21 protein-coding genes and 2 tRNA genes are annotated in these 26,024 nt (G+C 48.6%); 19 read left to right on the forward strand and 4 right to left on the reverse strand.

All coding sequences use genetic code 11. The features are described 5' to 3' along the window. Window positions 1–83 precede the first annotated feature (83 nt). The gene (gene pan / locus ARCVE_RS04945) at window positions 84–1,286 is read left to right on the forward strand and encodes a proteasome-activating nucleotidase (protein WP_048086186.1); all 1,203 of its coding nucleotides are present in this window, start codon (window positions 84–86) and stop codon (window positions 1,284–1,286) included. A 75-nt stretch (window positions 1,287–1,361) separates the two neighbouring features. Then, window positions 1,362–2,261, forward strand: a complete 900-nt coding sequence (locus ARCVE_RS04950; protein ID WP_013683674.1) for a tetratricopeptide repeat protein — start codon at window positions 1,362–1,364, stop codon at window positions 2,259–2,261. Here the strand turns inward: ARCVE_RS04950 and purM are convergent. Beyond that, window positions 2,236–3,237 carry a phosphoribosylformylglycinamidine cyclo-ligase gene (gene purM, locus ARCVE_RS04955; protein ID WP_013683675.1) on the reverse strand — a complete coding sequence of 334 codons (1,002 nt, stop codon included), beginning with the start codon at window positions 3,235–3,237 and terminating at the stop codon, window positions 2,236–2,238. The genes ARCVE_RS04950 and purM overlap by 26 nt on opposite strands. 120 nt (window positions 3,238–3,357) lie before the next feature. On the opposite strand from purM, the gene ARCVE_RS04960 reads away from it, so the two are divergent. The 11 genes from ARCVE_RS04960 to ARCVE_RS05010 all read left to right on the forward strand — a co-directional run bounded on the left by ARCVE_RS04960 (window position 3,358) and on the right by ARCVE_RS05010 (window position 14,967). Then, complete coding sequence (locus ARCVE_RS04960) at window positions 3,358–4,329, forward strand: FecCD family ABC transporter permease (protein WP_013683676.1); 972 nt, start codon at window positions 3,358–3,360, stop codon at window positions 4,327–4,329. Next, window positions 4,319–5,119, forward strand: coding sequence for an ABC transporter ATP-binding protein (locus ARCVE_RS04965; RefSeq protein ID WP_013683677.1), 801 nt, complete (start codon window positions 4,319–4,321; stop codon window positions 5,117–5,119). Before ARCVE_RS04960 ends, ARCVE_RS04965 begins: the two co-directional genes overlap by 11 nt. Further along, the gene (locus tag ARCVE_RS04970; protein WP_013683678.1) at window positions 5,097–5,660 is read left to right on the forward strand and encodes an adenosylcobinamide amidohydrolase; all 564 of its coding nucleotides are present in this window, start codon (window positions 5,097–5,099) and stop codon (window positions 5,658–5,660) included. Before ARCVE_RS04965 ends, ARCVE_RS04970 begins: the two co-directional genes overlap by 23 nt. Before the next feature lie 231 nt (window positions 5,661–5,891). Then, entirely contained in the window at window positions 5,892–6,920 is a 1,029-nt protein-coding gene (locus tag ARCVE_RS04975; RefSeq protein WP_048086188.1) for an ABC transporter substrate-binding protein, read from the forward strand. A gap of 143 nt (window positions 6,921–7,063) precedes the next feature. Then, the gene (locus tag ARCVE_RS04980; protein WP_048085672.1) at window positions 7,064–7,825 is read left to right on the forward strand and encodes an ABC transporter ATP-binding protein; all 762 of its coding nucleotides are present in this window, start codon (window positions 7,064–7,066) and stop codon (window positions 7,823–7,825) included. Window positions 7,826–7,841: 16 nt separating this feature from the next. Then, entirely contained in the window at window positions 7,842–9,734 is a 1,893-nt protein-coding gene (locus ARCVE_RS04985) for an AMP-binding protein (protein ID WP_048085674.1), read from the forward strand. 3 nt (window positions 9,735–9,737) lie between these two features. Continuing rightward, window positions 9,738–10,616: a branched-chain amino acid ABC transporter permease gene (locus ARCVE_RS04990; protein ID WP_013683682.1), complete on the forward strand. Its 879-nt coding sequence runs from the start codon at window positions 9,738–9,740 to the stop codon at window positions 10,614–10,616. A gap of 1 nt (window position 10,617) precedes the next feature. Next, window positions 10,618–11,685, forward strand: coding sequence for a branched-chain amino acid ABC transporter permease (locus ARCVE_RS04995; RefSeq protein ID WP_013683683.1), 1,068 nt, complete (start codon window positions 10,618–10,620; stop codon window positions 11,683–11,685). Window positions 11,686–11,763: 78 nt separating this feature from the next. Beyond that, window positions 11,764–13,023 carry an ABC transporter substrate-binding protein gene (locus ARCVE_RS05000; protein WP_013683684.1) on the forward strand — a complete coding sequence of 420 codons (1,260 nt, stop codon included), beginning with the start codon at window positions 11,764–11,766 and terminating at the stop codon, window positions 13,021–13,023. Between the two features lies 1 nt (window position 13,024). Next, window positions 13,025–13,801: an ABC transporter ATP-binding protein gene (locus ARCVE_RS05005; RefSeq protein WP_048086190.1), complete on the forward strand. Its 777-nt coding sequence runs from the start codon at window positions 13,025–13,027 to the stop codon at window positions 13,799–13,801. After that, on the forward strand, window positions 13,798–14,967 hold the full coding sequence (locus ARCVE_RS05010) for a phenylacetate--CoA ligase family protein (RefSeq protein WP_013683686.1): 1,170 nt from the start codon (window positions 13,798–13,800) through the stop codon (window positions 14,965–14,967). The genes ARCVE_RS05005 and ARCVE_RS05010 overlap by 4 nt, the downstream gene beginning before the upstream one ends. Before the next feature lie 50 nt (window positions 14,968–15,017). Here the strand turns inward: ARCVE_RS05010 and polC are convergent, their stop codons facing one another. Next, a complete protein-coding gene (gene polC / locus ARCVE_RS11515; protein ID WP_013683687.1) occupies window positions 15,018–19,835 on the reverse strand; it encodes a DNA polymerase II large subunit in 4,818 nt (1,605 codons plus the stop codon). Window positions 19,836–19,986: 151 nt separating this feature from the next. Between polC and ARCVE_RS05020 the strand changes: the two genes are divergently transcribed. The 6 genes from ARCVE_RS05020 to cysC all read left to right on the forward strand — a co-directional run bounded on the left by ARCVE_RS05020 (window position 19,987) and on the right by cysC (window position 24,317). Then, on the forward strand, window positions 19,987–20,751 hold the full coding sequence (locus tag ARCVE_RS05020; RefSeq protein WP_013683688.1) for a carbon-nitrogen hydrolase family protein: 765 nt from the start codon (window positions 19,987–19,989) through the stop codon (window positions 20,749–20,751). Between the two features lie 71 nt (window positions 20,752–20,822). Further along, window positions 20,823–20,897 (forward strand) — tRNA-Glu (locus tag ARCVE_RS05025). A 352-nt stretch (window positions 20,898–21,249) separates the two neighbouring features. After that, a complete protein-coding gene (locus tag ARCVE_RS05030; RefSeq protein ID WP_013683689.1) occupies window positions 21,250–21,477 on the forward strand; it encodes a hypothetical protein in 228 nt (75 codons plus the stop codon). 1 nt (window position 21,478) lies between these two features. After that, complete coding sequence (locus ARCVE_RS05035; protein WP_013683690.1) at window positions 21,479–22,438, forward strand: DHH family phosphoesterase; 960 nt, start codon at window positions 21,479–21,481, stop codon at window positions 22,436–22,438. Next, window positions 22,417–23,802, forward strand: coding sequence for an alkaline phosphatase family protein (locus ARCVE_RS05040; protein ID WP_013683691.1), 1,386 nt, complete (start codon window positions 22,417–22,419; stop codon window positions 23,800–23,802). Before ARCVE_RS05035 ends, ARCVE_RS05040 begins: the two co-directional genes overlap by 22 nt. Beyond that, a complete protein-coding gene (gene cysC, locus ARCVE_RS05045) occupies window positions 23,799–24,317 on the forward strand; it encodes an adenylyl-sulfate kinase (protein WP_013683692.1) in 519 nt (172 codons plus the stop codon). The genes ARCVE_RS05040 and cysC overlap by 4 nt, the downstream gene beginning before the upstream one ends. Before the next feature lie 103 nt (window positions 24,318–24,420). Here the strand turns inward: cysC and ARCVE_RS05050 are convergent. Beyond that, window positions 24,421–24,522 (reverse strand) — tRNA-Leu (locus ARCVE_RS05050). 251 nt (window positions 24,523–24,773) lie between these two features. Further along, window positions 24,774–25,904 (reverse strand): DEAD/DEAH box helicase, encoded by a 1,131-nt coding sequence (locus ARCVE_RS05055; RefSeq protein ID WP_198002021.1) that lies wholly within the window; start codon window positions 25,902–25,904, stop codon window positions 24,774–24,776. Window positions 25,905–26,024 lie beyond the last annotated feature (120 nt).

Below are 26,024 nucleotides of genomic sequence, written 5' to 3' on the forward strand. Positions count from 1 at the left end.
ATCTATCAATAACTTCTTATACTCTGAGTTCGCTATAAATACTTGGAGGTTCTGAAGTGGGGAGCGAAGACGCGACAAAGGACATGAAGGATGTTGACATTTCCGAATACTTACTTGATAGGCTCAAGCAGCTTGAAGAAGAATACGTCAGACTTAAAGAACTTTATCGTCGCCTTGAAGATGAAAAAAGATTCGTTGAAAGTGAAAGAATTCGCTATGAAAGAGAAGTAAGAAGACTCAGGAGCGAGATTGAAAGGTTACGTTCACCTCCGCTACTCGTTGGAGTAGTTTCCGACGTACTCTCAGATGGCCGGGTAGTCGTTAAAAGCTCTACCGGCCCGAAGTTCGTTGTTCACGCTTCGCAGCACATAAGCAAAGATGAGCTCAGGCCAGGTGCAAGAGTTGCAATGAATCAGCAGACCCTTGCCGTGGTAAGCATTCTCCCGCCACCAAAAGATCCGACAGTGTATGGCTTCGAAATCGAAGAAAGGCCAAACGTTACCTATCAGGACATCGGTGGCCTTGAAAAGCAGGTGGAGGAGATCAGAGAGGCAATCGAACTACCACTCCTCAAGCCAGATCTATTCGAGGAAGTTGGTATCGAACCGCCTAAGGGTGTACTGCTCTATGGCCCACCTGGAACAGGAAAAACACTGCTTGCAAAGGCTGTTGCCCACCACACTCAGGCTACATTCATACGCATTGTTGGCAGTGAGTTTGTTCAGAAATACATAGGCGAGGGCGCGAGGCTCGTCAGGGAAGTCTTCCAGCTTGCCAAGGAAAAAGCCCCGTCGATAATATTCATCGACGAAGTTGATGCAATCGCAGCGAGGAGGACAAGCAGTGACACGAGCGGGGACAGGGAAGTTCAACGCACACTAATGCAGTTGCTTGCAGAAATGGACGGCTTCGATCCGAGGGGAGACATTAAGATAATCGGAGCCACGAACCGCATAGACATCCTCGACCCGGCAATCTTAAGGCCTGGAAGGTTCGACCGCATAATTGAGACTCCACTGCCTAACTACGAGGGCAGGATGCAGATATTCAGGATACACACGAGGAAGATGAAGCTCGCAGACAACGTAGATTTCGAAGAACTCTCGAGGATAACCGAAGGAGCAAGCGGAGCAGACATAAGGGCTATTGTTACTGAAGCGGGCATGATGGCAATAAGAGAAGAGAGAACGCGGGTTACGATGGACGACTTCGTTAAAGCAGTGGAAAAAGTCCTCAGGAAGGAACTCAAGCACCCGGTGGAACTCAAGGGCGTCATGTTTGTTTAACGTCCCCACTTCAGGCCTCCACCACCTTTTTATTAGACAAAAAGACTTTATAGAATGCCACCATTCTTAAACTAAATGCAGTTTGCAGTACTTCGAAATCTTGCGCTAAAAATTCTGGACTCTATCTGGCTCGTTAAGGACTTCAGACCATCTGTCGAGCTGGAAAAGAGGAAGAACACTCTTGAGTACTATCTACCCAGAATAAGAGACGATGGAGAAAGAGCTGAAGTTCTGCTCGAACTCGGAAGGCTTGAGTGTCATCTCGGGAATACCGTGCAGGCTGCCGGTAGGTATCACGAGTGTCTGAGACTCTTCAGGAAAGTCAAGGACAGGCTCGGCATAGGCAGAACCCTCTATTGCATTGCCCTCCTCCATCTCGAACGAGGCAACATGGAGAAGGCAGAGGAAACGCTGAAAGAATGCCTGCAGTTTGCGGAGGAGTGCAGGAATCAGTGGCTTACCGCAAGCTGCTACTCGACCATGGCAAGGCTGTACTTCGAGAGGGGCGAGTACGACAAAGCCATTGAGATGTCACTCGAAGCGTTCGACCTCTTCAGCGAGACAGGAGATGCGGACGGGATGGGCAGAACACTACAAAATGCATGCATCTCCCTGATGAAGCAGGGAAATGTGGAGAAAACAGTGGAGTTGCTGAAAAACATAAGGGAAACATGGAGAGGGACAAACGAAGAGAACTTCATCCTCGCAACTCTTCAGCTTGCCGCAATACACATGTCCGCCGGGAATGTAGGCGAAGCAGAGAAACTCATGGAGGAAATTGGAGATGTGCAAACCGTGAGAATTTCAGCCCTGGCAAACCTGCTTAAGGCTTTGATATACTCGACGAAAGGAGAGAAAAACGAAGCTATGCGTCTGGCGGAGGAAGCAAAAAAGGAGCTGAAAAAAGCTGGAATGAAGCCAAATATTGCGACAGAAGTCCTCAACGCCATTAGGTATCTATCCTCAAATCCCTGACGTAAACACCCTCTCCTTCCTCAACACTACCAACGATTCTGCCCTCGACAATTCCGCTCTTCTCCAGTCTCCTGGCTTCATCTTCAGGCATTATCAGTGCGAAGCCCATGCCCATGTTAAACGTACGGTACATCTCATCGTCGTCAACATTACCAAGTTCCTGAATGAATTTAAAGATCTGCTGAACTGGCAAAGGCTTTGAGATGACGTATTTAGCCTTTTTCAGCCTTTTAAGGTTCAGAACTCCGCCTCCGGTTATATGGGCCATGCCATGCACCTCGTAGTTCCTGAGTATGTCGAGCACCTCGATGTATATCCTCGTTGGCGTGAGAAGTACCTCTCCTATGCTCTTACCGTTCTCGAACTCGTCTGAGTAACTCAAACCAGATTTTTCAACGACCTTCCTTGCGAGAGTCAGGCCATTGCTGTGTATCCCGCTGCTCGGAATGCCGAAAATTACGTCACCAGGTCTTACCTTTTCGCCAGTAATGATTCTGTCCTTTTCAACGAAGCCTATTGCTGTCCCGGCGAGATCGAACCCCTTTATCATGTCGGGCAGCGTCGCTGTTTCTCCTCCTACGAGGGTGATGTTTGCAATCTCGCAACCCTTTTCGAGTCCCTTTGCAATTTCTGCCATTATCTTTTCATCTGGTCTTTCTGCAGCAATGTAATCCACCATTGCCACCGGCTCCGCTCCCACTGCAATGATGTCGTTGACATTCATTGCTACACAGTCTATACCTATGGTGTCAAACCTGCCTACAGCCTCCGCAACCATGATCTTGCTGCCCACACCATCTGTCGTTATCGCAATGCCAAACGTGCCGAAATCGACGATGCTTGCATAATGACCCATTAGAATTGGCTGCCCAAAGCCCTTACGGATGTGCTTGATTTTTTCAACAAGGGCCTTTACGGCTTTTTCCTCCTGCTTTATGTCAACCCCGGATTTTGCATAGCTGAATTTTTCCGTCATCGCTTCCCCCTTAGCTCTTGCCATTAAAAAGCTGATGGTCTCAGAATCGAGTACAGCGAAAGAGATAAATCTTCTGGATATAACGTAAAGCAAATTTGACTATTGGGGGCCCGGTGTTTTATGGCAGAGAGAACGGCAGCGGTTCTATGGCTTGTGCTGCTATTAGTAGTATCATTCATTATGAGTGTAAGCGTTGGATCGTCAAGCATCAACCTATCAGATGTGTTCGGACTTCTCGTGGGGGGTAAAACCAGCCCAATGGCGTACGAAATCATCGTTAACTTCAGGCTGCCCAGAACCGTTTTAGCCATACTCGTTGGTGTTGGACTTGCCACCGCTGGATGCGCGATGCAGGCTCTATTCAGAAATCCGCTTGCGGACCCATACATATTGGGCGTTTCGAGCGGTGCAAGCGTTGGGGCTGCGATAACCATACTGCTCGGTATTGCGTCAACGCGGAACATAATTATTGCAGCATTTCTTTTTGCCATTGCCGCTGTTTACATCGTTTACAGGCTTGGCAGGAATTCTGTTTACTCGCTGTTGCTTGCAGGCGTGGCGATGGCCTCCTTTCTTTCCGGTGTAACCTCGCTTCTCATCTATATAGCTGGAAAGGACATGCACCAGGTAGTGTTCTGGATAATGGGTGGTTTCTGGACAGCAAACTGGCTGAAAGTGAAGGTAGCTATTTTTCCAATACTTTTCGGTACGGCCATCGTTGCCTACAACTCCTGGAATCTAAACGCAATTCTGCTCGGCGAGGAGCATGCTGCAAGCGTTGGAGTTGATGTTGAGAGACTCAGAAGGACTATTATAGCGTGTTCGGCACTCCTTACCTCTGCTGCCGTTGCCGTGAGTGGAGTCATTGGTTTTGTTGGTCTCATAATTCCGCATGCGATGAGGCTTGTTGTTGGAGAGGATCACAGAATTCTTCTGCCATCGGCAATACTGTGCGCTGCATCTTTCATGCCTGCAGTCGATGTTATAGCAAGGACTATTACGTCAGGCGAAATCCCAGTCGGGATTATTACGGCGATGCTTGGCGCTCCATTTTTCATCTACCTGCTGAGGAGGGGCGGGTTTGATACTTAGAATTGAGAACATCAAAGTGGTTCTGAACAGCGTGGAAGTGCTGAGAGACGTTGAATTTGAAGTTAGGGAAGGAGAACTGATCGCGTTGCTTGGCCCGAACGGAAGCGGAAAGTCTACGCTGCTCAGAACAATTTTCGGCCTCATAAAGCCTGCTTGCGGAGCGGTATATCTCAATGGGCGAAAGCTGCATGACATGCAGATCGCTGAAGTGGTAAAATCACTCGGCTATCTGCCACAAGAAAACTCGGAAACGAAGCTGAGAGTTATCGATGTTGTACTTTTGGGAAGAACTCCTTACATCGGGATAAAGCCATCTTGGGAAGATTTGGAGATTGCACGGGAGGCACTATCTATGGTTGGAATGGGGGGCTTTGAAAACCGCCGCTTTTCTGAACTGAGCGGAGGAGAGAAGCAAAAAGTTATGCTCGCCAGGATATTCTGCCAGCAGGCGAAGCTGCTTCTGCTCGATGAGCCAACGTCTCATTTGGATATAAAAAGCCAGATTGAGGTAATGGGCATAGTGAAGAGAACTGTAAACAATGGAAAGGCTGCCATCGTAGCGATCCACGACATAAACCTCGCGGCATCCTTCTGCAACCGCATACTTATGGTTAAGAATGGAAAAATATTCTATGCTGGCAGGCCGACGGAGATTATAAACGCTGAGAGTATTATGGACGTTTTTGGCATCGAAGTGGAAGTAATCCATCATAAAAACAGGATTTTCGTTGTGCCTCAGGAGGGAATCGAGTCAGCGGGGTGGCGGGATGAGGTACTGGGTCGAGGATAACACGCTCGTTATCGAAGGTCCATTCGAAGCTTTAAGCTCTGGGCTGCTTGGAGGGTGGAGGAGGGTCGAGCATGTATTCAACCACACTGTAAGCGAAGATTTCGATTACGCTAATCCTGTTGAGTATTTAAGAAGGACAGCAGAAAAGCTTGGTCTTCGAAATTATTTCGGATTGCTTACCTCTGTTCCGATGGATAAGCTCGCTATTGTAAGCGTTGATGACGTTACAGCCTTCGTAACGGCTGGCGTAATAAACCACAACGAGAAAATCGCTAACGTGGGCACGATTAACATCGTAGTCGTAATTGAAGCTGGCGTATCCGAAGGCGGTATGGTGAATGCTGTTATTACGGCAACCGAAGCAAAGAGCACGGCTTTGCTTGAAGAGGGACACAAATTCACCGGCACGAATACCGATGCTGTTGTTATTGCGAAGACAGGTGGCAGATACTACGAGTACGCAGGTCCGTCAAGTGAGCTCGGGAGGAAGATATGGAGGGCAGTGAAGGAGGGTGTAAAGGAGAGCTTGGGGAAGTGGTGAGTGGTTGGCTGGGTGGCGTTAGCTAATTTACGCGTACCTCCAGCAGGGTCACATGCAGAACGCTTGGGGCACATCAATTAGGCTGATAGAAGTCTTTTGTCGTGCCTTGATGTTTGCATTCTGCAATTACATGCATAATAAAATTCTTTTGCAATTATATCAAACAAAATGGACATCTTTAAATATCGCTCGATGTGGGCTACAAACCTGTCAGATTTAGGGGTGGGGGAAATGAAAGATAGAGTAGTGCTGATTATTCTTCTATCGCTTCTCATTGCAGGTTGCAGCGCCTCTCAGCCCGAATCGACGAGTGTTACACCTGCACAATCGCCAGCTTCATACGTTAACAATTCGGCAACAACTCCGCCAGAAGTCAATGATAGCAAAATAATACGCGTCGTGGATGATTTAGGATACGAGGTTGTGATAACAAAAACTCCGCAGCGAATAGTCTCGCTTGCCCCAAGCAACACTGAGATACTCTTCGCGCTTGGCGTGGGGGACGAAGTGGTGGGTGTTACAGACTACTGCAACTATCCTCCAGAGGCGATGAACAGAACGAAGGTTGGCGGTTATTCCACCATTGACGTTGAAAAGGTCATCGCTCTGAATCCTGATCTGGTTGTTGCTGCATATGGTAATGGTCTTGAGACGATAGAGGCTTTGAGAGGCCATGGCCTAACAGTTATTGCGCTCAATCCGAAAAACCTGAGCGATGTCATGCGGAACATCGAACTACTTGGAGAGGTAACAGGATGCGAAGAAAACGCATCACAACTCGTTGAGATGATGAAAAACAGGATAGAGGAAGTTGAAAAAGCAGTTGCGAATACGAGCAGGCCGAAGGTGGCGCATATAATGTGGCACGACCCCATCTGGATAAGCGGGAATAACACGTTTATAGACGAGTTAATTCGCCTTGCGGGAGGAGAGAACGTATTCAGCGACATGGACGGCTGGAAGATCGTCAGCATCGAGGACATACTGGAGAGGAATCCCGACGTGATAATCGTGAACAGCGGAACGGGAATGGGTGGTGGTGAGAACGCACTCTACGAATGGGCAGTCAGCGAGCTCAAGGATGTCAGCGCCGTGAAAAACGGAAGGGTGTACGTCATCGATGCAGACATAATTTCGAGGCCATCCTACAGACTCGTATACGCACTGGAGGAAATTGCGGGTTTTCTGCATCCTGAGTGTTTCGGGGCTGAATCTGAATCAGCGTCGAAATTTGCATACAGCGCTGTAACACAGGGTTAGCTTATTTTTTATTTTGGATTGACAGTTCAGGCTTCGAGAATGGCAGGACACCTGTTATATAAGTTGGCAGATGGCACCGTCTCAGGCTGCCTCAACCTCAATGAGAAAAGCTTTATATGTTCCATCTTCCAGCAAAACCCCGGATGAGCTTGCTTAAGGTTAGCAATGTCACTCTCAAGTTCGGAGGAGTAAAGGCAATAGATAACGCCTCCTTTGAGTTGAGAGAAGGCGAAATACTCGCTATGATAGGGCCGAACGGAGCAGGAAAGACGAGTCTGCTCAACTGCATAAGTGGGTTTTACAAGCCTCAGGAGGGGCAGATATTCTTCAGAAATGAAGAAATAACGAGGAAGAAGCCCCATATAATTGCGAGAAAAGGTATTGCCCGAACATTCCAGAATGTTGAGCTCTATGGGGGTATGACCACTCTGGATGTTATAATGTCGGGCAGGCACATTCACTATAAATGTAACCCAATATTTTCCGGCCTTTACTTCATAAAGGGGAGGGATGAGGAGATAAAACATAGGGAGAAGGTGGAGGAAATTATAGACTTCCTCGACCTACAGCAGTACAGGCGAAAAGTTGTTTCGACGCTCCCTTACGGAATACAGAAGCGAATCGAGCTCGGGAGGGCTTTAGCCCTTGAGCCTCAGCTTTTACTGCTTGACGAACCCATGGGAGGGCTGAGCTTCGAGGAGAAAGAAGATATGGCTGTTTACGTCCTCGAAATTAACGAGGATTTGGGCATCTCAATTCTGCTCATCGAGCACGACATGGGTTTTGTGATGGATATCTCTGACAGAATAGTTGTTCTCGACAGGGGCAGGGTTATCGCAAGCGGTACACCTGACGAGGTTAAGGACGATCCAAGAGTCATTCAGGCCTACGTTGGTGAAGGATAAAATGCGAGGTCTGGATATGGAGGATGACACATTTCCCAAGCTACTCGTAAGGAACGCCCGGCAGCACGGCGAGAAGGTAGCGATGCGAGAGAAGGACTTGGGAATATGGAAGACGTACACGTGGAAAGATTATCTCGGATCTGTGAAGTATTTCTCTCTCGGCCTCGTATCTCTTGGCTTAGAGCAGGGGGACAAGGTGGCGATAATTGGAGACAACAGCCCGGAGTGGGTTATCGCGGAGCTTGCAACGCAATCTGCTCTCGCAATTCCTACGGGTTTGTATCAGGACAGCCTTGCAGAGGAGTTCAAGGCCTTGCTGAACTACATGGATGTCCGCATTGTTGTTGCGGAAGATCAGGAGCAGGTTGACAAGCTGCTTAGCATCAGGGAAGAAACAGCCGTTGAGAAAATCATCTACTGGGAGCCGAAGGGGATGTACCGCTACGACGACCCCTGTCTGCTGAGGTTCGACGAAGTGATAGAGAGGGGAAAGGAGTACGCAAAGCGCTATCCGGATTTGTTTGAAGAGAATGTTGCATCAACTCAGGCGGACGATACTGCATGTATTCTCACAACTTCTGGTACTACTGCCATGCCCAAAGGAGCGATGCTGAGTTATAAAAACATGATTTCCATGGCCGAGAACCTCTGCAAGGTCGATCCAATCGACGAGAACTTCGAACTCGTTTCGAGCCTGCCCCTTGCGTGGGCCGGAGAGCAGATGATGTCCATATCTGTTGCTCTCTGCAAGCGTGCTGTCGTTAACTTCCCGGAAAGTGCCGAAACTGTCAGGCAGGATTTGAGGGAGATAGGCCCTCACGTAATCTTCTCCCCGCCGAGAATATGGGAGAACATCGTATCGGAGATTCTCGTAAAAATGGAGGATGCTAACCGCTTTAACAGAGCTATTTTCAACTGGGCGATGAAGGTCGGCTACAAATGGGCGGATGCAAAGTTTGAGAAGAGGAAGCCGTCTCCGCTCCTCAGGATTCAGAGGTTTATTGCCTACTGGCTCGTGTACCGCTCCATACTGGACAAAATCGGGCTCAAGAGGGTGAGGTATGCGTATACAGGAGGTGCGGCTCTCGGCCCGGATTACTTCCGCTTCTACCACGCAATAGGTGTGAACCTCAAGCAGATATACGGCCAGACTGAGGTTGCTGGTATAGCCGTTCTGCATAGAGATGACGACATCAAGTTCGAGACCGTTGGCAAGCCAATACCTGGAACTGAGATTGCGATATCTGAGGAGGGTGAGATTCTCATAAAGAGCTCTGCAGTTTTCAAGGGGTACTACAAGATGCCAGAGAAGACCGATGAGGCACTTAAGGATGGCTGGTTGCATACCGGAGACATGGGGTATATCGACAAGGATGGTCACCTCGTCGTGGTTGACAGGCTGAGCGATGTGCTCAAGCTGAAAGATGGCACGAAGTTCTCTCCACAGTATATAGAAAACAGGCTGAAGTTCAGCCCGTACATCAGAGAAGCGGTCGTTATAGGGAGGGACAGACCTTTCCTTGTTGCGATCCTCAACATAGATATGGAAAACGTCGGAAAGTGGGCTGAAAGGAACATGATAGGGTATACGAGCTATATGGATCTATCCCAGAAGGATGAAGTACTCAAACTTCTGAAGGAGGTCGTGAAGGAAGTTAACAAAACCCTGCCGGAAAATGCGAGGATAAGGAGGTTTGTGTCCCTCTACAAGGAGCTTCATGCAGACGATGAAGAGTTAACGAGGACGAGAAAGGTCAGGAGAAAAGTCGTCGAGCAGAGGTATGCGGAACTCATCGAGGCGATGTACAGCAATACGAAGGCGTACGATGCGAGCATAGTTATAAGGTACGAGGACGGCAGGGAGAAGGTAATCAGAACTACCATGAAAATTGTTGATGTGGAGGAGTAAGGAATGATACTGCAATCTCTCATAAACGGAATAACGATGGGCGGCATTTACGCCCTGATCGCTCTCGGATTTGTGCTGATTTACAAGGCTTCAAAAGTTCTCAACTTCGCCCAGGGCGAACTTGTGATGGCGGGAGCCTTCATCTGTCTCGCGTTATTCGATTCAGGCCTGCCACTCTGGGCATCCGTAATCATTGCAGTTATTCTCTCTGCTTTCGTCGGCTTCATAATAGAGAAAGCCGTACTCAAGCCGCTCATTGGCGAGCCGATTCTTTCGGTTATAATGGTCACCCTTGGTCTTGCGTACATGATAAGAGGACTTGTGCTGGCAATCTGGGGCCCGGACATAAGAGCCTTCCCCCAAATCTTCCCTCCCGGCTCCTTTGAGGTCTTTGGAGTCATTATACCATATGTTTACCTTGGCGGTCTCGTGTTATCTCTCGTCGCCATTGCGGTGTTCATACTCTTCTTCACCCGCACAACAATCGGAATTGCAATGAGAGCAGTTGCAGACGATCAGAGTGCTGCCATGAGCCTTGGAATTAGCGTGGAAAAGATATTCGCAATTTCGTGGGCAATATCGGCAATGGTCGCGGCTATAGGTGGGATACTCGTTGGAAATATCTACGGTGGTATCAATGTGAACTTTGCGTTCATAGGTCTCAAGGTCTTTGCTGTCGTGATACTTGGCGGACTGGACAGCATCCCCGGAGCTATAGTCGGGGGAATTATAATAGGAGTTGCTGAAGCTCTCGGTGGCACCTACCTCGAGCCGGTGGTTGGAGGGGGCTTCAAGGATGTGTTCCCGCTTCTGCTGATGCTGGTCATAATGGCCGTCAAGCCCTACGGGCTGTTTGGAACAGAAAGGATAGAGAGGGTCTGAAATGCCGTGCGGTGTATTCAAAACGACCTATGCCGAAGACATGGCCTTCATAAAGTGGCCGATACACAGGGTAGCCTTGGCCTCTGCTCTCGTCTTTCTTGCGGTCTATCCATTTGTCTTCAGAAACGACATCTACATGCTCTACTGGGCAAACTATATAGCCATCTTTCTCATCGCAACTCTCGGAATTAACATCCTCACAGGATATGCAGGCCAGATATCTCTTGGCCACGGAGCCTTCATGGCTGTCGGAGCCTATACGAGCACGATTACTGCTATAAAGCTCGGCCTTCCATTTCCGGTAACGATCTTTGTTGGAGCACTCACAGCAATGCTTTTCGGTCTGCTCTTTGGCGTTCCATCTTTGAGACTTAAAGGATTCTACCTTGCTATCGCAACCCTTGCAGCTCAGTACCTCGTCGACTTCCTGCTCGTCAATCCAAAGCTTGCATGGCTTACTGGCGGATCAGCAGGCTTAGTGGTCCCTGAGGCGTCAATCCTCGGCTTTACAATAACGAAGGTTCCTGAATCTGACTTTTACTACTACTTCGTATCCGTGCCACTCGCGGTGTTTTTCTTCGTGTTCGCAGCGAACCTTACGAGGAGTGACGTCGGAAGGGCATGGGTTGCGATAAGGGACAACGACATCGCCGCGGAGATTATGGGGATAAACGTCTTCAAGTACAAGCTGCTTGCGTTCGCAATAGCGAGCTTCTATGCTGGCGTCGCTGGAGCTCTCTGGGCGTACTACGTCGGTTATTTGACTCCAGAACACTACACAATCGCACTGTCAATAGACTTCGTTGCCATGATACTCATAGGTGGGCTGGGCAGGCACTGGGGCAGCCTGATAGGAACAGTGTTTGTTCTTTCGCTGCCAGAACTCCTCAAGAGGGCGATAATACCGGCAATATCTGGTTTCATGCCTGTAACATTCACGGCGGAGTCTCTCAGACCGATCATCTTCGGAGCGACGATTATTCTGTTCCTGATCGCAGAACCGCACGGTATAGTCGAGTTGCTTAGAAAAATAAAAGAATACCTCAGATTGTTCCCGTTCCCGTACTGAGCGAATAAATAGCAAGACTTATAATATCATGATTAAAGTGGAGCGAAACGAATAATTGAAACAGAGGAGGAGAAATCGATGAGGGGTGTAACGAGAAGGGATTTCCTGAAGTATGTGGGTGTTGCTGGCTCGATGGCCCTTGGAATGTCATTCCTCGGGTGTGCGCAGCAGGAGACAAAGCCAACACCTGCTGAGGTTACTGAGACCGCTGAAAAGAAAGGGGAGGAAATAGTCATAGGAGCGCTCTTCGATCTCACAGGCCCGACGGGAGACGTTGGCAAGGACTATGCCCAGGCAGTGCAGGACTACATCAGGCTCGTCAACGAGAGGGGCGGTATTGACGGCTACACTCTCAAGCTTGAGTGGGTCGACTACGCGTACAAGGTTCCAGAAGCGCTCAGTGCTTACAAACGTTTCAAGTCCATGAACGTTCCCGGTATAATAGGATGGGGTACTGGCGATACCGATGCTTTAAAGCAGGACGTTGCGAGGGACAAGATAGTGTATATCTCTGCATCTTACTCTCCCAAGCTCACGAATCCTGCTGAAGCTCCGTATAACTTTGTGACCATTACGGACTACACGACCCAGCTCAGGGCTGTGCTGAAGTTCGCTAAAGAGAACTCAGACAAGGAGAAGCCAAAGGTTGTGTTCATCTATCCGAATGTGCCCTACGGAACCGACCCGATTCCGGGCGGTAAGGAATATGCTGCCGAACTGGGCTTCGAAATAGGAAACGATGAAATCGTCGATCTTAAAGCTACCTCGGCCATGGAGCAGCTCCAGCGCGTTAAAGAATTTGGAGCGGACTTTGCGTGGGTTGGTGGCACTATAAGCTCTACATCGGTCATCCTCAAGAACGCAATGGATCTTGGCCTGGAAACGACGTTCATGGTCAACGTCTGGGGATGGGACAGGCGTATAACAGAGCTTGCTGGTGAGGCTGCTGAGGACCACTACTACAACTGGCCAGGTGTTCTCTGGGGTGAGGAGTCTGCTGAGGGCATGGCTGACATCATGTATGCGCACAACACCTGGCATCCCAACGATGGTGGACACACAATCCACTATGTTAAGGGCTGGCTGAACGCGATGATGCTTGTAAAGGGCATTCAGATGGTTGTTGACAAGGGTGAAGAGGTTACCGGAGAAAACATCAAGCACGAACTTGAAACGCTCCGCAACTACGATCCGGAGGGCCTTGCACCGCCGATATCCTGGTTCCCGGACGATCACAGACCTTCGATGGTCAACAGAATTTACACAGTCGAAGGTGGAAAGATAAAGGAACTCGGAATGGTAGAACTGGAAAGGAGGGCAGACTGGCTTGGCAAGTAAGCTGCTCGAGCTGAACAACGTCGAAGTCGTTTACAACGACTTCATTCTTGTTTTAAAGGGAGTCTCCATAGAGATAGAGAAGGGCAGCATAGTTACGCTACTCGGCCCCAACGGAGCAGGCAAGACAACAACGCTGAAGTCAATCTCCGGTCTAATAAAGCCGGAGAGGGGAGAGGTCACGAGAGGCACGATAGTTTACGAAGGCAAACGGATCGAAAATAGGGATCCCGAGGAAAACGCGAGGGATGGAATAATTCAGGTCATGGAGGGGCGGAGGATATTCGAGGAGCTAACAGTCGAGGAGAACCTGAGGGCTGGAAGCTACATAAGTGGAAATACGGACTTTGACATGGTGTACAACTACTTCCCCAACCTCAGGGAAAAGAGAAACCTCAGAGGTGGCTATCTGAGTGGTGGAGAGCAGCAGATGCTTGCCATTGGTAGAGCCTTACTTGCGAAGCCAAAGCTTCTACTCCTCGACGAACCGAGTCTCGGTTTAGCTCCAATTGTGGTTAAGGAGATTTTTGAGATAATAAAGAGGATAAACCGTGAGGAAAACGTCACCATACTCCTCGTTGAGCAGAATGCAAAGCTCGCATTAGAGATAGCGGACTACGGCTACATAATGGAGAACGGGAGAATCGTTATGGATGGCGAGGCGGAGAAGCTCAGACAGAACGAGGATGTGAGGGAGTTCTATATGGGGATGACCGACATGGGCAGGAAGAGCTACAGGGAGGCGAAGAGGTATAAGAGGAGAAAGAGGTGGCTCACATGAATCTGATTGAAACGCTCAGAGCCCAGATAAGGAGGAACTGCCATAATCCCTTCTATTTGAGAAAGTTGAAAGAAGCTGGCCTGAAACCAGACGACATAAAGACTCTTGAAGACTTTGAGCGCATACCCTTTATGACGAGGGCTGAGCTTTACGAAATCCTTTCGAATGACTATGGGAGCTTCATGCGGGACGACGTGGTAAGGATGAATCTCTCACCATCGCCCCTCGGGCTCATCCCTATTCTGAACACGAAGAGAGACATAGAGGCAATGAACCGTGCGAACGCAAGAGCATTCGAGAGGGCTGGAGTAACGAAGGACGATGTTGTGATGATTACCTTTGGCTACCACATTTTCATCGCCGGGTTGATGTTTCACGGAGGGTTTGAGGAGCTTGGGGCGAAAACAATTCCACTTGGCCCCGGTTCGACTGCACAGGCGATGGAGGTTGCAGAAAAGTTGAAACCAACGGTCCTCGTCGCAAATCCGAGCTTTGCTTTAAAGCTCGCGAAGGAAGGGCTTGAAGGAATAAGGGTTCTAATTGCCGCCGGAGAACCCTTCTCGTCTGTGAGGGGCTACAAAGAGAAAGTCAGAAGAGCTTTTGGCGACGACATAACTCTGGTGGACTACTACGGTATGGCGGAGTGCACACCCGTAGCATGTGAATGCAAGCACGAGACTGGCTTACATGTGACGACGGACTTCTGTTACGTTGAGGTTATTGATCCCGAAACAGGTGAGAGGGTTGGGGAAGGTGAGAGGGGCGAAATCGTCGTAACTCATCTGAACAAGGATGCAATGCCTCTCCAGAGATATAGAACAGGTGATTTGGGCATTCTCGAGTCTGTGGAATGTCTTTGCGGCATGAGCCTCACAATGCCAACGGGAGTATTCGGCAGAACGGATGAAATGTACAAGGTAAAGGGCGTCAAGATATATCCATCCCAGATTCCCTTCGTTCTCAAGAGCTTCCCAGGGCTGACGGGCAAATTCAGACTCGAAATCGACAAAACCGACAAGGGCACGGACTGGCTGAAGGTAGTCGTTGAAGGGCAGGGCGATGCTGAGCAGATTAAGGCGAGGCTAAGGGAGGCTTTACTCGTAACGCCGGAAGTCGAAGTGGTGGAGAAGCTCGATAAGGAAGGTGTTGAAGACAGGAGATATTAGGAGCTATTAAATTCGATTTAGAGACATTATTTTACACTCTTTTCTGCAGCTCAGAAGAAGTCCATGATTTTAACCTGCTTCCTCGTATCGCTCTCGAACAGAGAGCGAATTTCGAGGTCGATTAGCATGAGCCTCTGCTTCGTGTACTCGCTCACGTTGTAGGTCTCGCTCAGGTACTTCGAGATGTCGAGGTACTTCTTTATAGAACCGCCGTGAACAGAGAGTGTCAGCTTCCCTCCGCACTTGACACACTTGCCCTGCAGCGGAATCCGGCGGTACTTCTGGTTGCAGTTCACACACCTGAACTCCTGCCTCGAGAACGCCCTCAGGTTTCCTATTATGTCCGGGAGGAAGTGGCAGGATATAACCTTCTCCGCAACGTCGTGCTCATCAACGGCCATTATTTTCTCTGCGAGCCTCATCTGCGCCTTAACCTTGTCCTGCATCGACTTCAACGCTTTGTACGCACTCTCCTTCACCCCGGCGGCAATGTCTGCTGTATCGTGTGTAAAGGAAAGACCACAGTACTTCAGATCGCTCTCGAGCCTGTCTTCTACGCGCTCTATAATTCCCGTGAGCTCCTTGGGGCTCGCATACCTCAAAGTTGCTTGGTAGAATTCGAGTGGATAGGTTTCGACTATGTCCATGTTGTGTACCTCGCTGTCAACTTCCTTCGGATCAATGATGACCGTAAGTACGAGTGGAGCGTCCATTCTACCTCCTCTCTTGTCCGGCAGGTAGCTGCGGGAGAAATTCAGCAGGCCGTCAAGCAGAAGCATCACACAATCCTCGTCTCCATCACAGTCTATGGTTATCAGGCCACCCTGTCCTGCAACGAACGTTTTATTACCGTCTATGACAAAATCGTAAACGTATTCTGTATCACTGTCTACCTGTTCGATCTCCTTTATTTTCACGAGAACGGCGTCGCCAAACTCTTTCCGTCTTGAGGCACCACTTCTTTCGAGAATTGAAGCGAGTTTTTCTGTTTTGTCCGTTTTAATCAGACCAAGGTCTATCAGCTCCTGGATGGTGTCTCTGCTGTAGATACGTACCTTGTACTCTATGTAGTTCTCGCTCCTATGCTGTCTGTTTTCGTAACTGATTCCCGCAAATATGCCTAAAGTAAGCATGAGCATAACGATGTCATTTACGAGATCTCTATTTACGGTGGTTATGGAAACTTCTTTGCCAACACTCCCATCGCCCTGAATTAGCCCCGAAATCACTCCGAGAGCGAACTCTTTGTTGTTGAATGCAAACCATGGTATTCTTTTCTCCCTAGCATTTCTACCCAATCCTAGCACGTCCACGAACAGTTTGTATATCGTTTTTCCACTTGCCGTTAACACGTAAACGTTTCCGTCTTTTCGTATTGATGGTCTATAACCGAATAAGTCTTTGAATATCTTAGAGATCATCTCCGCAACTTCTTTGCTCGAACTTGCAACGGAGACCTGATTTAGCCTGTTGTTGCTCCGAGCAAATCCGTCGGATAAGTACATTCCAACAAGAAATCCAAACTCTCTGGTCAGTTTTATTTTTGAAGGTACGGATATGAACTTCTTTCTGTGAGTTATCCTAAATTCTACTTCATTAATGTTCAGCCCGAGAATTTCTGACAGTCTGTGCAAAACGTTCATCGGTATGGAGTCCTTGTCCACAGCAGACCTTGAAATACCAAGCTGCTTGCAGAGTTCTTTAATTGTAATTCCCTTCTCCTTCGCTTTCTCCTTGACGACATCTCTCAGCCCGTGAGCCCGGTATTTTTCATGTACAAAATGCTCAACGACGTTGATTTCTTTCACTTCGCTGCTTACGGGCACTTTACAGGCTGTTAGCGTTACGTCTCCAGGCCTGAGTTTTTCGGCCTTCACTTCTATGAGTTCTCCAGTATTTTCATCCAAGATCGGGAATTTATGGTCTGGTGTAACGATTATTTCTCTTCCATACTCTGTTCTTATTTTTAGAAGCTTCTTCGGGGACTTTATTCTTACAAAATCTCTCGGTATTTTCCATACGAGCTTTCCTTCGTCGTAGTGGAGAACTTCTATTTCACCAGGCTTGTATTTTTCGACGATTTCACCTATCTGCAGGATTTTGATACCCTCACTATCTCTTACTACAACTTTCTCTCTCGGATGCAGACAGTTCCTTCTTTTAGCAGCGTGGAAGTACGGATGTGCATAGCCAGCGAGAACGTCAGCGAATCCTATGATCCTTCCCAGAACTCCGGCAGATGTGTGCGGGGCCAAGCCTATAACCAGGTGTCCTATGAGGTCTTCAGGCTTTTCAACCTTGTAGAACGGCTCCATCCCATAGAATTTAACGAGGAGATCGTCCACGAACTTCGCCACTCTAACGAGGTACTCGGCAGCGTTCTTCGCCAGAATTATGTCCTGTGGTTTCAGTTCCACTATCTGCTCTTCGCTCTTTAGCTCGTTCCCCTTCCAGTCAACGGAGTAGCCCAGCTCCTTCAGCTTTTCGACACTAACTCCGATTTCCCTTGGCCTGAAGTGGGTGATAGGAACATCTGTCATGTCATAACGAATCGTACCATCTTTAAACACCGCAATCCCGTGCTTCGCCCTTAGAATTCCCTTCTCCAGCCTTTCAGGCACTTTATTTTTCGAAGTGAGACCTATAACACCCTTTATTACAGAAAACGTGTCTCTCTCGTTTACGTTCCTCAGGGCATTTTCGTAGAGCTCTCTAATGTTCACGTTCCTCCTGCTGTAGCCGAGTGTTTCCTCCCCGCACTTCGGGCATGTCTCGCTGCCTGTCTTCATTCCGCACTTCGGGCAGCGGTAGTACTGCTCTGTCATGCCCCCGCATTCGCATCGAAGCCAGATGGTTTCCTTCCCACACTCTCTGCACTTCCTCGTGGCAACTTCAACGCTGATGGTTCCCTTGGCTGCGTTGTATGCGCTCGTGTAGTTTATTGCGTTCTTTATGTCTCTCGTTTTCCCGCCTGCGTGCCCTATTGGGAAGAGCACGTGGGGTGGAGGACTCATCAATCTCTCCTTTGCCTTCTCCGGCCTTCCCATCCTCGCTCCAATCCTTGAAGGTGATCTCGCCCTGACGTCGAGATCAGATAATTTCCTGACGAGCTCAAGGGCATCCTTCGCTTCGGTTTCTTCCCTGCACTTCTTCAGCTCAGTGTTAAGGCCCAGGCAGCGCACGAAAACCTTCCATTTCTCAATTACCACTCTGCCGTCTCTTACCTTGTGCTCGAGAAGGAGCTTTTCGAGAATTTCTTTGCCCTTTTTGTCCATTTCTACGACGAGGGTGCTCTTTCCGTACTTGCCCTCTATCTTCCCCGTCGAAATCCAGTCTCTCAGGTACAGGACTTCTTCAACGCTCAGATCGTGCCAGAGATACGTGTAGTCTGGATGGAGGGGGACGCCGTACTCGTCGCAGAGCATTAAGGCAGTATCCTCATCGATTCGCCTGTAATCGCCTTTCGGAACTTTATCTTTAACCTCCTGTATCCACCACTCGTAAACGAAAGGTGAGGGCAGGAGAGGGTGATTGTTCTCGAGAAAATCTCCGTAATTTATGAGGATTTCACCCATGTCGAGTATTGCGTCGATGTCATCCTTTATCGCGAGGGCTTCCTGAATGGTGTCAACGCGTATGACGTCCCCGTTCTTCAGCCTTACAGTCGGCCCTTCAATGGACGTAACCGGCACGACGCTTCCAGCCTTTCCCGGCCTTTCCACCTTGAGCTGCGTCCCTACAGCTATGAAGTTGTCCGATATAACCATTGTTGCCGGATTTATTCCAACTGTCGCAAAGCCAGAGTTCCTCGCCCTTCCGTATCTCAGCCTGAAGCCACCCTTCCTTGACGGATGGCTGAAGACTGGCCTTCCAGCAACTATATCTGAGAGGTACTTGTCCTTCGGCTTTATTGCCTCGTTTTCCTCTTTTCCGTCGCTACCAGAATCGCCGCCCTTGTTTATGAGTTTATCAAGCCACTCCCAGCCATCGATACCGAGGACATCAACGAGCTTCTTCAGCTTCGGAGCCTTCAGGGCGATACCCTCTGCAATTACGAGGGCCATACCGCCTCTCACTCTGTTCGTCTCAACTCTCGGCAGGTTTCTATATCCTGAAACCTCTGCATCTTCTGTCGGCTCACCGTCGATGCATACGGGACAGTTTGAGACGATAAGCCTGATTTCCTCATCGCTCGGTAAATACTGAAGGTTAGCGACTTTCTTGTAGAGAGGGATCTCCTCTATGTATCGTAGAATTTCCTGCTCGGTTGGGATGTAGCGGTTTAGGCCGAGAATGCGGCGAACGTAATCTCCAACGAGAACGGAGATGACCTGAGCTGTGCCGCCAGCACTCCTGATGGGGCCTGCATAGTATATCTTGAGGAATTCGCTACCGTCATCGTTTCTGTCGATCTTGACCTTAGCTATTCCCTCTATAGGCGCGGCAACAACACCTTCGGTAAGTATTGCAACGGCACTCCTTACAGCTTTATCTATGGCTTCAAGTCTGTCGAAACTTCCAAACTTTCCCTTAACAATTTCTTCAGCCACTATGAAGCAGATCTTCTCCCTACTAACTCCACTTTCCTCAAGCTCCATTATCCTTTCAGCAATTCCGTCTATGTGGAGCAGCCTTTCAACTCTCTCGGCCATGTTTCTTGCAATGGGGATCTCGACCTCTGTTGAGGGGTCGAGGCCTTTTTTCCTCGCCTCCCTCGCAATTGCGTATACTCTCTCAACCTCATTGAGAAGGAGCTCGTGATAGTGCCTGATTTCGTCTAAGAGTATCGAAAATCGCCTATCATCCTCACTATCGCCACTTTCTTTCTCATCAAAAAGCGGGAAGAATCTGTCGAGGGTTAGCAGCATCAAACAGCACTCGCAAGCAAAGTTGATAACCTTTCTGTCTTCTACGAAGGTTATGTTGACGGCTTATTATTCTAAAGCCTTTTCACAGTCTTTCAGTAATTTCAGTATGAAACAGACGAAATTTTTATCCCCCTTCTGCAGCATTTCGGTGATGAGGGTAACAGTTTGCGAGCTTCCAGACAGTTTGGTGGATGAGACGTGGGAAAATCTCGTTCGGCACGTTAGGAAGGAGCAGAGCGAGCTTGTGGTTTTACCAGAGATGCCAGCCTGTCCATGGTTTGCCTCAATGTCCCGCTTCGACGAAAGGGTCTGGCAGGAGGCGTTGCAGGCCCACGATGCACTCATGACAAGGCTTGATGAACTGACTCCGGCAACGGTGATTTCAACGAGACCCGTCCAGGATGGAGCTTATCGCCTGAACCAGGCTTTCTTCTGGAATGAAGGCTATTGTGCCATCAGGACGAAATACTATCTTCCGGATGAGGAGGGTTTTTACGAAGCAAGCTGGTTCCACAGAGGAGAAAAGGATTTCACGGTCTTTCGTACAAGAGGAATCGCTATTGGCGTTCTCATATGTAGCGAACTGATGTTCAATGAGTGGGCGCGCCTGTACGGGAAGCAGGGTGCACACATAATTGCCGTTCCTCGCGCTACAGAAAGGAAAACTCTTGACCGCTGGCTGGTTGCACTCAGGATGGCAGCCATTGTTTCGGGAGCGTTCGTGCTTTCCTCCAATCGCGTGGGTAAAAGCGGAGATGCTGGAGGTGTCGAATTCGGTGGATGTGGGTGGATTATCTCCCCAGAAGGCGACGTACTAGCCTCTACATCGCGAAGTAAACCGTTCATCACGATGGATATCGATTTAAACGAGGCAGTATGTGCGAAACGGACATATCCGAGATACATTCCTGAGTAATCTGCAGTAGCTTTATCACGTTCTTTTGAGGGAAAAAGATATAAACAAAATAGCAAATGAGAGCAACGCAAGCTCCGGTGGTGTAGCCCGGCCAATCATACCGGCCTTTCGAGCCGGCGACCCGGGTTCAAATCCCGGCCGGAGCATACTTTCTTTATTGTACGAGTCCCAGAATGCTCTGTAAGCGATGATGAAGTTTTATAGGAGCTTATTCACGACGACGTTGATATCTTGCCCAACTTTCTCCAGGTATTCTTTAATATCTCTGCGGATAATAATTCTCGTTCTTTCACAATGATTCCCACTCATGCACAATGATGACTCATCATGTTCATGACCGTTGCTGCGGCGATCCTATAAATCACATCTGGAATTTTGTCAACCTCCGCATCACGGCAGCAATGTACAACCAGACCATCTGTATGTGCAGAACGACAAAAATTTTAAGTGCTCCGGAATTTAATTAAACTTAATTAAATATCATTAGGAGGTGTGGCGATGTCAGAAGAGAGGAAGTACACAACTGTAAGTATACCCGTACAGCTCTACGAGAAGATAAAACAGCGCATCGAAGGCACGGGCTTCACGTCCGTTTCGGACTACGTTACATACGTGCTGCGGGAAGTCCTGGCGAGCCTCGAAGAAGAGGAGAAGGAAGAAGTTTTCACCAAAGAGGAAGAGGAGAAGGTCAAGGAGAGGCTCAGAGCTCTCGGCTACCTTGACTGAAATGAAGCTTATCGTTCACCACTGGGATGTAGATGGTCTCTGCAGTGCTGCAATAGCGGTAGCAACCTTCGATAAGTCCGAAACCGAGTGGGAAAACTGCACTCCACCAATCGGGCGCTTTGAACTCGATAGCAGAATCCTAGAGCTGATTGGCAAAGCCGATGAGGTTTACTTCCTCGATCTAAATATGGTTGATGCGGTGAAAGCTGTAGATAAGCCGGCAATTTTCATAGACCATCACAATCAGGAGAAAATCGATAAGCCAAGTGTAATCCACGTGAATCCAGTATTAGATGGAATGCAAGTTCCCTCAGCCTCATGGGTTGTATCTGATTATTTTTCCCTCTGGAATCACCTTTCAGCCATAGGCGCTGTGGGAGACCTCGGAGCAAAGCTGTTCTCAACGGAGTTCGGCAGTAGTGCGGAAAAGCTCCTACTCAGACACGGGCTCACGAGAGAGGATGCCTTGAAGGCTGTAAACCTGATAGACTCCAGCTATATCCTAATGGATAGAAAGGCTGTCGAAGAAAGCGTGGAGTTTCTTGCATTTGCCGAACCAGCAGAGTTGCTTGAGAGGGAAGAGTGGATAAAAAATGTGGAAAAGATCGAGAGCGAGATAGAGAAGGCATTTTCAAATCTCGCAAGTAACAATGGAATTGCGTGGATCGAATTCTCATCGCAGTTCAACATCATATCCAAGGTTGCAAGAAAGGCGGTCTGGGAAGAAGGGTTCGAGGCAGTCATTGCTGTGAACAGAGACTTCGACGGCATGGCTCAGGTTTACGTCAGACTCAGAAACCCATCTCCCAAAATCCTCAGGCTTATCTCGGAGCTTAAAGATAGAGGCATCAATGCAGGAGGAAAGGAAGAGGTTATGGGGGCCATATGCCCAAAAAGCAAGGTTGATGAAGTAATTGAAATACTGGAAGAGGTGCTTGAATGGAGAGCAAGGTTTTCGTGATTGGTCTCGACTCCGCTCCACCGGAGCTCCTGTTTGGGAAGTTTCTGGAAGACTTACCAAACATAAAGAGGATCGTTGAGAATTCGATTTTTGGGCCAATGAAGAGCTGCATTCCAGCCATAACTATTCCAGCTTGGATAGTGATGGCTACAGGTAAAACTCCTGGCGAGCTGGGTTTATACGGTTTCAGGCACAGGAAAGGCAACGCCTACGACGAGATGTGGATTGCCCACAGCCTGATGGTCAAGGATAAGGCTGTCTGGGACTACATAGCTGAAATAGGAAAAAAGTCCGTTCTCGTGGGCATCCCTCCATCATACCCGCCAAAGCCCGTTAACGGATGGCTGATTTCCTGCTTCATAACTCCAGACAGCAGTGTCAACTATACCTATCCAAAAGAGCTCAAGTCAGAGGTTGAGAAACTCGTTGGTGAGTACATATTTGACGTCGTTTTCAGAAAAGAAGACAGAGATGAAGTTATTGAGAAAATATGGGAAATGACGCAAAAGAGGTTTGAGGTTATCAGATATCTCATTCAGGAAAAGGACTGGGACTACTTCCAGTTTGTGGAGATTGGCCTCGATCGCATACACCATGCGTTCTGGAAGTATTTTGACAAGGAGCATCACCTGCACGAGCCCAACAGCAAGTACAAAAACGTCATCAAAGACTACTACAGGCTCCTCGATAGAGAAATAGGCGAGACTCTTAAGCTGCTCGACGAGAACACGGCGATAGCCATCGTTTCAGATCACGGAATAAAGAGGATGAAGGGCTGCTTTGCCGTCAATCAATGGCTAATTGAAGAGGGGCTGCTTAGAATAAGAAATCCCGAGGTTCTTGAGAAGCCCGGAGTGAGGTTTGAACAGCTCGATGTTGACTGGAGCAGAACCACTGCTTGGGCCTGGGGAGGCTACTACGCAAGAATCTTCCTCAACATTAAGGGTAGGGAGCCCAACGGTGTAGTAAGACTGTCGGAATACGAAAGAGTTAGGGATGAAGTAGCGGAAATGATAAAGTCCATCAGAGGTCCCAACGGCGAGAAATGGGACACCAGGGTTTTCTACCCCGAGGAGATCTACCCGGTAGCGAAGGGAGACAAGCCGGACATGATGGTCTACTTCGACGATCTGTACTGGCGTTCAGCCGGCACCCTCGGCTACGACTCGTCTTACCTTTTGGAGAACGATACCGGGCCGGACGATGCAGTGCATTCAGAGTATGGAGTCTTTGCTTTGCACTTGCCCGATATGGAGGAAGCGAGACACATTGAATGTGAGATATACGATTTCGCCCCGACAATGTTAAAACTGTTCGGTGTGAAGGCTGAGAAAGTCGGGCTGGGAGGGAGAAGCTTGGTATGAGCTTCGTCATCTGGCTCACCGGGCCGAGCGGGGCGGGAAAGACAACACTTGCAAACGCCCTCTATGAAAAGCTATCTGAAATGGGGCTGAACGTTGAGGTGCTTGACGGAGACGGCATAAGGAGTCAGCTCTATCCCGATTTGGGCTTCAGCAGAGAAGAGAGGGAAATGCACAACCGCGTGGTTGTACAGATGGCAAAGTTGCTCGCAAAAAACGGTGTTATAACTATTGTTTCCGTAATTTCTCCTTTCAGGGAGTCGAGGGAGTACGCGAGGCAGGAAATAGAGAATTTTATGGAGGTTTATCTAAAGTGCCCCCTCGAAGTCAGAGTTCAGAGGGACCCCAAGGGTCTCTATTCAAAAGCCTTGAAAGGGGAGCTTAAGGGGTTGACTGGCTACGACGGCGCTTACGAAGAGCCGGAGAATCCGGAACTCGTTCTCGAGACTCACAGGATGTCTGTTGAGGAGGAAGTCGATGCGATTCTGAAGAAGGCAAAGGAGCTTGGGTTTATGTAGTAATTTCGATGTATTCACTCTTTTTCTGTTTATCTGGCTATAGCCTACCAGAATTGCAGAAAACGGTTCTGTTTACGGGCCTTGCATTTAACTCCAGAATATATGCGGGGGGCGGGATTTGAACCCGCGGACCCCTTCGGGACAGGGTTTCTTACCCCGGTGGGGTCTTAAGCCCTGCGCCTTTTCCTGGCTCGGCAACCCCCGCTTGGGATTTTCAATGTAGTAGGGACTTTAAGGCGGTGTCGAAACGCATAGCGGATGCAACGCATCCGTTACCGATGTTGGAAGTGAGACATTACATAACTACCCGGCTGGTTTATTAAAATTTTGATGCTGCTGATATTTGATTTTCGGCTCTTAAACGTGTTTCTTCCAGACTATAAGCTCTAATCTGAGAGAGATAGATCCACCAAAAATTAATGACTAACAATAATTCATAGAAAATTAAAAAGAAAGCTAAAATCTTCTTCTCCCACCTTTGTGAGGCCTATACGTGGTCACATACTTGAACGGAACTTCCTGAAACGTCTCTTCCAGCCTCTCGATTGTGAGTCCGTATTTTACCATTATCCTTCTGAACGATCCGTGATCTTTCCGCCCGAGTATCGTTACAGCCTTTCCGTTTTTGCCAGCTCTTGCAGTTCTCCCTATCCTGTGGATGTAGTCCTCTGCTTTGCTCGGAACGTCGTAGTTAAACACGTGCGTGACGCCTTTGACGTCCAGCCCCCTCGAGGCAACGTCTGTAGCAACAAGAACTCTGATTTCGCCTTTTCTGAATCGTTCCATCATCCTGTCCCTTTTACTCTGCGTAAGGCCTCCGTGGAGGACGCTTGCTTTGAACCCGTGCATGAACAGGTTCTTGGCAACGATATCCGAAGTCTTTCGCATGTTTGTGAACACCAGCGCTTTCTTGGGATTTTCCTTCCTCAAAAGGTGGACTAGCATCGAAAACTTCTCGCTGTCATCTACGTCGTAGTAGTACTGGTTCAAGAGCTTAGGGTCAACAAGCTCCTTCGTCCTGATAGTCTTAGGATTTTTCATGTATCTTGAAGCAAGAGCTCTAACTTCAGGAGGTATCGTGGCGGAGAACAGCAGACTCTGTCTCGTTTTCGGTGTACACCTCATTATCGCCTTAACGTCATCTATGAAGCCCATGTCAAGCATTCTGTCCGCTTCATCTATGACAAAGTATTCTACCCTCGAGAAATCAACAGTCTTCCTTCTTACGTGGTCGAGAAGTCTTCCCGGTGTTCCAACAACCACATCAGCTCTTCTCAAATCCCTTATCTGTGGCTCTATGGGAACTCCACCATGAATATTGGCTATTCTCAAACCCTTATGTCTGGAAAACCTCCTGAATTCGTTTTCTATCTGGTTCGCAAGTTCCCTTGTAGGTGTAAGGACAAGAGCCTGAATACCCTTTCCAGTCTCTGCAGCCTCTATTATTGGAATTGCAAACGCAAGCGTTTTGCCAGAGCCCGTTTCGGATTGCGCTACCACATCAAAGCCTTTTTCCACCAGTGGTATGGCTTTCGTCTGTATTTCCGTCGGTTCTTCAATGCCGTGCATTTCGAGAAGACCCAACATGCCTTCACTCAGGTTCATTTCACTAAATTTCAAATCCAAACACTCCTTTTACTGAAATCGGAAAAGAGCAATACTGATCATTCAGAACAGCGGCACTTTTCCCACTTCTTTTTGTCTGCT

It is taken from the genome of Archaeoglobus veneficus SNP6 (genome assembly GCF_000194625.1).
Lineage (GTDB): Archaea > Halobacteriota > Archaeoglobi > Archaeoglobales > Archaeoglobaceae > Archaeoglobus_C > Archaeoglobus_C veneficus.

Coding starts and splice junctions, on each gene's coding strand:
- pan (WP_048086186.1), top strand. CDS start 84: ATGAAGGATGTTGACATTTCCGAATACTTACTTGATAGGCTCAAGCAG.
- ARCVE_RS04950 (WP_013683674.1), top strand. CDS start 1,362: ATGCAGTTTGCAGTACTTCGAAATCTTGCGCTAAAAATTCTGGACTCT.
- purM (WP_013683675.1), bottom strand. CDS start 3,237: ATGACGGAAAAATTCAGCTATGCAAAATCCGGGGTTGACATAAAGCAG.
- ARCVE_RS04960 (WP_013683676.1), top strand. CDS start 3,358: ATGGCAGAGAGAACGGCAGCGGTTCTATGGCTTGTGCTGCTATTAGTA.
- ARCVE_RS04970 (WP_013683678.1), top strand. CDS start 5,097: ATGAGGTACTGGGTCGAGGATAACACGCTCGTTATCGAAGGTCCATTC.
- ARCVE_RS04975 (WP_048086188.1), top strand. CDS start 5,892: ATGAAAGATAGAGTAGTGCTGATTATTCTTCTATCGCTTCTCATTGCA.
- ARCVE_RS04980 (WP_048085672.1), top strand. CDS start 7,064: ATGAGCTTGCTTAAGGTTAGCAATGTCACTCTCAAGTTCGGAGGAGTA.
- ARCVE_RS04985 (WP_048085674.1), top strand. CDS start 7,842: ATGGAGGATGACACATTTCCCAAGCTACTCGTAAGGAACGCCCGGCAG.
- ARCVE_RS04990 (WP_013683682.1), top strand. CDS start 9,738: ATGATACTGCAATCTCTCATAAACGGAATAACGATGGGCGGCATTTAC.
- ARCVE_RS04995 (WP_013683683.1), top strand. CDS start 10,618: ATGCCGTGCGGTGTATTCAAAACGACCTATGCCGAAGACATGGCCTTC.
- ARCVE_RS05000 (WP_013683684.1), top strand. CDS start 11,764: ATGAGGGGTGTAACGAGAAGGGATTTCCTGAAGTATGTGGGTGTTGCT.
- ARCVE_RS05010 (WP_013683686.1), top strand. CDS start 13,798: ATGAATCTGATTGAAACGCTCAGAGCCCAGATAAGGAGGAACTGCCAT.
- polC (WP_013683687.1), bottom strand. CDS start 19,835: ATGCTGCTAACCCTCGACAGATTCTTCCCGCTTTTTGATGAGAAAGAA.
- ARCVE_RS05020 (WP_013683688.1), top strand. CDS start 19,987: ATGAGGGTAACAGTTTGCGAGCTTCCAGACAGTTTGGTGGATGAGACG.
- ARCVE_RS05030 (WP_013683689.1), top strand. CDS start 21,250: ATGTCAGAAGAGAGGAAGTACACAACTGTAAGTATACCCGTACAGCTC.
- ARCVE_RS05035 (WP_013683690.1), top strand. CDS start 21,479: ATGAAGCTTATCGTTCACCACTGGGATGTAGATGGTCTCTGCAGTGCT.
- ARCVE_RS05040 (WP_013683691.1), top strand. CDS start 22,417: ATGGAGAGCAAGGTTTTCGTGATTGGTCTCGACTCCGCTCCACCGGAG.
- cysC (WP_013683692.1), top strand. CDS start 23,799: ATGAGCTTCGTCATCTGGCTCACCGGGCCGAGCGGGGCGGGAAAGACA.
- ARCVE_RS05055 (WP_198002021.1), bottom strand. CDS start 25,904: ATGTTGGGTCTTCTCGAAATGCACGGCATTGAAGAACCGACGGAAATA.